This is a genomic window from Roseovarius sp. B-10, assembly GCF_056859295.1.
Genome location: NZ_JBSXOE010000017.1, coordinates 101341 through 107651, shown reverse-complemented (window position 1 = coordinate 107651; position 6311 = coordinate 101341). Strand labels below are relative to the sequence as shown.

Below are 6311 nucleotides of genomic sequence, written 5' to 3'. Positions count from 1 at the left end.
ATCCAGGGCACAAAGCGCCGGGTGGTCGAACAACTCCTGCGGAGCAAACAAGGCGGGCTGGGTCGAAAAACTCTGTCTCATGACAAAACATACCCCACCAAACCATCTCAGGGAATCCCAAGAGTTTCGCTGAGGTCTCTCAAAAGATTTCCGACCGCTTTCTTTTCAAGAAAGCAACCAGGCGTCATCCCCGGGCTTGACCCGAGGCTCTCCTCTTACCACGAGATCTTCGGGCCAAGCCGGAGGATGACAGCCGCGCCGCCGTCAGCCCGCGCCCTGATCTGCGCTCGTGCCGCTCATGTAATTGGCCATGAAGGCCGGCTCGCCCATCTTGCGCAACAGGTCGAGTTGCAGGTCGAGCCATTCCCAGTGGCCCTCCTCGTCCTGCACGATCCGCTCGAACTGTGCCCGCGTGCCGATATCGTCACTCTCGAACGCCTGCCGCGCGGCCTTGGTATAGAACTCGATGGCCCCGGCTTCCTCTGTCTTGTCGGCCTCGAACAACGCCTTGAGGCTCTCGGCCTTGTTGGGGGTCTTGGCGGCCTCCAGCTTGGGCACGCCGCCGAGGAACATGATCCGGTCGATGAACGCCCCGGCATGGCCCAGCTCTTCGTGCATCTCCTCGCGCATCTTCACGGCCAGCTTGTCGATGCCCCAATCCTCCAGCGTGTGGGCGTGCAGCAGATATTGATGCACCGCCGTCAATTCCATCGACAGCGCGGTCTGCAGGTTTTCGATACTTGTCGTCCGATCGGTCAAGAGGCTCTCCTTCGGCCTGTTTTCATATCCTCCGGTGACCTATTCACGAAACCGCGTTTTGCAACACCGCGCACCGGCGCGATACCGACAGGATACCGACAGGATACCGACGCGATACCGACACCGGTTTTCCGGTCCCCTCAATAGAAACTCTGCGGGTCGATATCCACCGCCAACCGCATCTGCGCGGGCAGCTTCACGGGCGCGAGCCAGCGCGCGATGGCCTCTTGAAGCGGCGCACCCTTGGGCGCCTTGACCAATAGCCGCACCCGGTGCCGCCCCCGGATGCGGGCAATGGGCGCAGGCGCGGGGCCGAACACCTCCGCCCCTGCCGCCCTGAGCGGCGCGGCATTGCGCGCGAGGCCCTGGCCTAGATCGAACGCCGCACGCGCATCCGGCGAGGACAGGATAATCCCCGCCATGCGCCCGTAGGGTGGAACGCCCGCCTGCCGCCGCGCTCCCGCCTCGGCGCGCCAGAATCCCTCCTCGTCACCGCCGAGGATCGCGCGGATCACCGGATGCTCCGGCTGGTGCGTCTGCAACAGGGCAACGCCTTCCCGCTCGGCGCGTCCCGCCCGCCCCGCCACCTGCCGCATGAGCTGAAAGGTGCGCTCGGCGGCGCGCAGGTCGCTGCCCTGAAGCCCAAGGTCGGCGTCGATCACCCCCACCAGCGTCAGCAACGGAAAGTTGTGCCCTTTTGCCACGAGTTGCGTGCCGATGACGATATCCGCCGCCCCCGCAGCGATCTCGGCGATCTGCTCCTTCAAGGCCCGGGCCGATCCGAAGAGGTCCGACGACAGCACCGCGATCCGCGCCTCGGGAAACAGCGCCGCCGCCTCCTCGGCCAGCCGCTCCACCCCCGGCCCCACGGCGGCGAGCCGCCCCTCGGCGCCGCAGGACGGGCAGGCCGCGGGGATGGGCGCGCTCTCGCCGCACTGGTGACAGACCAGCCGGTTCTGGAACCGGTGCTCGACCATGCGCGCGTCGCAGTGCTCGCAGCCGATCTGGTGCCCGCAGGCCCGGCACACGGTGACCGGCGCATAGCCGCGCCTGTTGAGAAACAGCATCGCCTGCTCCCCCGCTGCCAACCTTGCAGTCACCGCCGCGCGCAAGGTGGGTGACACCCATCGGCTCGCGGGTAACGCCTCGGCGCGCATGTCGATGGCGCGCATCTGTGGCAGCGCCGCCACCCCGAACCGCGCCGCGAGGTCCAGCCGGTCGTATTTCCCGGCCTCGGCATTGGCCCAGCTTTCCAGGGACGGCGTGGCCGAGGCCAGCACCACCCGCGCGTCCCCCATTGACGCCCGCAGCACGGCCATGTCGCGCGCGTGGTAGAGCACGCCATCCTCCTGCTTGTACGAGGGGTCGTGCTCTTCATCCACGACGATCAGCCCCAGGTCGCGGAACGGCAGAAACAGCGCCGAGCGCGCCCCCACCACAAGCTGCACGCCGCCCTCCCCGGCCATCTTCCAGATACGCCGCCGCTCGGCCTGCCCCGCGCCCGAATGCCACTCGGCGGGCTTGGCCCCGAACCGCGCCTCCACCCGGTCGATGAATTCCGTGGTCAGCGCGATCTCCGGCAGCAGCACCAGCGCCTGCCGCCCCTGCCGCAGGGTTTCGGCCACCGCGTCCAGGTAAACCTCGGTCTTGCCCGACCCGGTGACCCCGCGCAAAAGCGTGGTGCCATACCGGCCCGCGCGCACACCGTCGCACAGCGCCGCGGCGGCCGCCGCTTGATCCTTGTTCAACGCATGGCCGGGGCGGTCGGGATCGAGCCGTGGATAGGGCGCGTCGCGCGGGGCCTCCGCCTCGATCAGCGCGCCTTGCGCCACCAGCCCCTTTACCACGCCGCCCGAGACCCCCGCCAGATCGCACAGGTCGCCCAGACCGAATCCCATGCCGCCATGCTCGCGCAGCACTGCCAGCACGCGGGCGCGCGCATCGGTCATCCGGGCGGGCGTGGCATCGCCGGGGCGATAGACCTTTTGCGCGCCGGGCGGGTCCATCAGCCGCGGCGCGCGCGTGGCCAGCCGCAGCATCGCCGGCAAGGGTGTCAGCGTGTAGGCCGCCGCGCGCTCCAGGAACCCGCGCATCGCCGCATCCATCGGCGCGAGGTCGAGCACCCGGCTCACCGCCTTGGCCTTGGCCAGGTCAAAACCGCCCGCGCCCGACCCCCAGACCACGCCCAGCACGCGCCGCGGCCCCAGCGGCACCTCGACGAAATCGCCCGCGTCGCAGCCTCCCTCGGGCGCGCGATAGTCGAGCGTGCCGCCCAATGGCTGCGCGGTCAGCACCGCCACCAACGCCCCTCTCTCGAAATCGCAGCTCTGGCTCACGCGCGACAGGCTCCTCCGGGCCGGGTTTGCGGGGTTTCGGCCTCCCCGTCTATGCGGTAAAGCCGGGGGTGAAACAACCCAAGCCGCCAGAGAGGGCCGCCCCATGAAATTCTTCGTCGATACCGCAGACACCGCCCAGATCGCCGAGCTCAACGATCTCGGCATGGTCGATGGCGTCACCACCAACCCCTCGCTGATCCTCAAATCGGGGCGCGACATCCTCGAAGTGACCAAGGAGATCGCCGACATGGTCGATGGCCCGGTCAGCGCCGAGGTCGTGGCGCTCGAGGCCGACGCCATGATCGCCGAGGGCCGAAAGCTCGCCGCCATCGCCCCGAACATCGCCGTCAAGGTGCCGCTTACCTGGGACGGACTCCGCGCGTGCAAGGTGCTCTCGGGCGAGGGCAACATGGTCAACGTGACGCTGTGCTTTTCCGCCAACCAGGCGCTGTTGGCGGCCAAGGCGGGGGCGACCTTCATCTCGCCCTTCATCGGGCGGCTCGACGACATCAACCTCGACGGGATGCAGATCATCTCTGACATCCGCCAGATCTATGACAATTACGGGTTCGAGACGCAGATCCTCGCGGCCTCGATCCGCACGGTGAACCACGCCTTTCAGTCGGCAATGATCGGCGCCGACGTGATGACCGCCCCCCCCGCCGTCATCAAGGCGATGGCCGCCCATCCCCTCACCGACAAGGGCCTTGCCGCCTTCATGGCCGACTGGGAAAAGACCGGGCAAAAGATCCTCTGAACCGCCCCCGTCATCCTCGGGTGGGGTCCGAGGATGACACACACGCACAACCGAATACCGCATTTTCTTGCGGCATTCCGCGGCGGCTTCTGCTAGTCTGCCGCAAAACAAGCGAATGAGGCAGCGATGAGCAGCAAGCCCCGCATCGACGATACCCTGCGCGAGCGGATTATCTCCGAGCCGGACGTGATCCTCGATGACACCGAAATGATGCGCGCCCTCATCGCCGCCAACGAGCGCGAAATGGGCACCAACATCGTCGATATGCGCGGCATCGCCATGGACCGGCTCGAGGCGCGGCTCGACCGGCTCGAGGAAACCCACCGCGCGGTGATCGCCGCCGCCTACGAAAACCTCGCCGGCACCAACCAGGTGCACCGTGCCATCCTGCGGATGCTCGACCCGGTCGAGTTCGAGAGCTTCCTGCGCGACCTTGACGGCGAGGTGGCCCATATCCTGCGCGTGGACGCCATGCGGCTGGTGCTCGAATCGGTACAGAACGACGACGACCCGGCGGTGCGCCGCCTCGGCAACGTGCTGTCGGTGGCCGAGCCGGGCTTCATCCGCGGCTACCTCACCGGCGGGCGCGATGCGCCCACGCGGCAGGTCACGCTGCGCCAGCTCGACGAGGGCGACAGCCGCGTCTATGGCCGCACCGCGCAGCATATCCGCTCCGAGGCGTGCCTGCTTCTGGATTTCGGGGCCGACCGGCTGCCGGGGATGCTGGTGATGGGCGCCGAGGACCCGCACCAGTTCAGCCCGCAGCAGGGCAGCGATCTTCTGGCCTTCTTCGCCGGCGTGTTCGAGAGGGTGATGCGCCGCTGGCTGTCGTGATCTCCGCCGCCGCCCGGGCGGCGCTGGCCGATTGGCTGGCCGCCATCAAGGCGCTCGACGGCGCCGCCGAGCACACGATCGACGCCTACGCGCGTGACCTGCGCGCCTTCCTGACCTTCATGACCGGCCATCACGGGCAGACGCAGGGCCTCGGGGCGCTCGCGCGCATCACCACCGCCGATATGCGCGCCTTCATGGCGCATGAGCGCGCCGCCGGGCTTGGCCCCCGCTCGCTCGCCCGCCGCCTCTCGGCGATCAAGAGCTTTTACCGCTGGCTGTCCGAGCGCGAGGGATTCGAGCCCACCGCGGTGCTCTCGGCGCGCGCGCCCAAATACCTGCGCAAACTGCCCCGCCCGCTGTCGGTGGACGCCGCGCAGGATGTGCTCGACACGCTGGAGACGGACGCGCCAGAGCCGTGGATCGCGGCACGCGACACGGCCGTGGTGACGCTGCTCTACGGCTGCGGATTGCGCATTTCCGAGGCGCTGGGGCTCGATGGAGCCGCGCAGCCCCTCGGCGACACGCTGCGCATCACCGGCAAGGGCGGCAAGGAACGGCTGGTGCCGGTGATCGCGCCCGCGCGCGACGCCGTGGCCGCCTACGCGCGGCTTTGCCCGTTCCCGATCACCTATCGCGGCCCGCTCTTCCTTGGGGTGCGCGGGCGGCGTCTGGGCGCGCGCGCCGTGCAAAGGGCGATGGCGCAGACCCGTGCGCAACTGGGCCTGCCGGCCTCGGCCACACCCCACGCGATGCGCCACAGCTTTGCCACTCACCTGCTCAACGCCGGGGGCGATTTGCGCGCGATCCAGGAATTGCTGGGCCACGCGTCGCTATCGACCACAGAGGCCTATACCGGCGTCGACACCGCGCGCCTGATGGAGGTCTACGCCCGCGCCCACCCGCAGGGAGGCGGCTGACCCACGCCGGCCCTCACGCAAGTGTTAGGTTCAATTACAGCCGAGATATGCCACCCTCCGTCCCGGACGCATTGCAAGTCACGTCAGGAAACGGAGTACCACCCCAATGAAACGCCAGCTTTTTGCCGCAGCCACCCTCGCCATCAGCGTCATGCTGGGGCATTCGGCCGCCGCCAGCAACTGCAAGGCCGATGTCGAGGATCCGTTCGATCTCGACGCGGCGGCGATCAACGAGATCTACACCTGCCTCTCGGACAAGATGGCCGAGGGCTATGCCAAGGACGGCAACGAGGTCGCCACCGCCTACCGCGACTGGACGGTGACCGGCACCCGTCCGGCGGTCCAGGGCGCACACGGCAGCCGCCTGCTGCTGACCTTTGCCAATGACGTGGCCGCCGAGCAATACCTCAAGTTCGCCACCGAAGGCGTGGACATGCCTGCCGGCTCGGTGCTCGCCAAGGAAAGCATCACCATCTCGACCAAGAAGAAGACGGCCCGCCCCGGCCCGCTCTTCATCATGACCAAGGGCGAGGAGGGCGCGGCCCCCGACGCCGGAGACTGGATCTACTCGGCGCTGATGCCCAACGGCAAGCCGATGAAGATCAAGCAGAGCTTCTGCCACGATTGCCACGTCTCGTGGGAGGCGCAGGACATGCTGGCCTACCCGGTCGAAGAGGTCCGCGTCTCGAACTGAGCCATCGCGTATCT

General features: G+C 68.1%; 6 protein-coding genes. 4 read left to right on the top strand and 2 right to left on the bottom strand.

Annotated features, from left to right (window positions below):
* Positions 1 to 264 precede the first annotated feature (264 nt).
* Positions 265 to 759: a bacterioferritin gene (locus tag AC13D8_RS02415; protein WP_482967463.1), complete on the bottom strand. Its 495-nt coding sequence runs from the start codon at positions 757 to 759 to the stop codon at positions 265 to 267.
* 140 nt (positions 760 to 899) lie between these two features.
* Positions 900 to 3095 carry a primosomal protein N' gene (locus AC13D8_RS02410; protein WP_482967462.1) on the bottom strand — a complete coding sequence of 732 codons (2196 nt, stop codon included), beginning with the start codon at positions 3093 to 3095 and terminating at the stop codon, positions 900 to 902.
* A 103-nt stretch (positions 3096 to 3198) separates the two neighbouring features.
* Here AC13D8_RS02410 and fsa point away from each other — a divergent pair, with 103 nt between their 5' ends.
* From fsa to AC13D8_RS02390, 4 genes are all read left to right on the top strand, one after another.
* A complete protein-coding gene (gene fsa, locus AC13D8_RS02405) occupies positions 3199 to 3852 on the top strand; it encodes a fructose-6-phosphate aldolase (RefSeq protein ID WP_129432934.1) in 654 nt (217 codons plus the stop codon).
* A 126-nt stretch (positions 3853 to 3978) separates the two neighbouring features.
* A complete protein-coding gene (locus AC13D8_RS02400; protein ID WP_482967461.1) occupies positions 3979 to 4686 on the top strand; it encodes a DUF484 family protein in 708 nt (235 codons plus the stop codon).
* On the top strand, positions 4683 to 5603 hold the full coding sequence (locus AC13D8_RS02395; RefSeq protein WP_482967460.1) for a tyrosine recombinase XerC: 921 nt from the start codon (positions 4683 to 4685) through the stop codon (positions 5601 to 5603). The genes AC13D8_RS02400 and AC13D8_RS02395 overlap by 4 nt, the downstream gene beginning before the upstream one ends.
* Before the next feature lie 106 nt (positions 5604 to 5709).
* Positions 5710 to 6297 carry a cytochrome P460 family protein gene (locus AC13D8_RS02390; protein WP_129432937.1) on the top strand — a complete coding sequence of 196 codons (588 nt, stop codon included), beginning with the start codon at positions 5710 to 5712 and terminating at the stop codon, positions 6295 to 6297.
* The last annotated feature ends 14 nt before the right edge of the window (positions 6298 to 6311 follow it).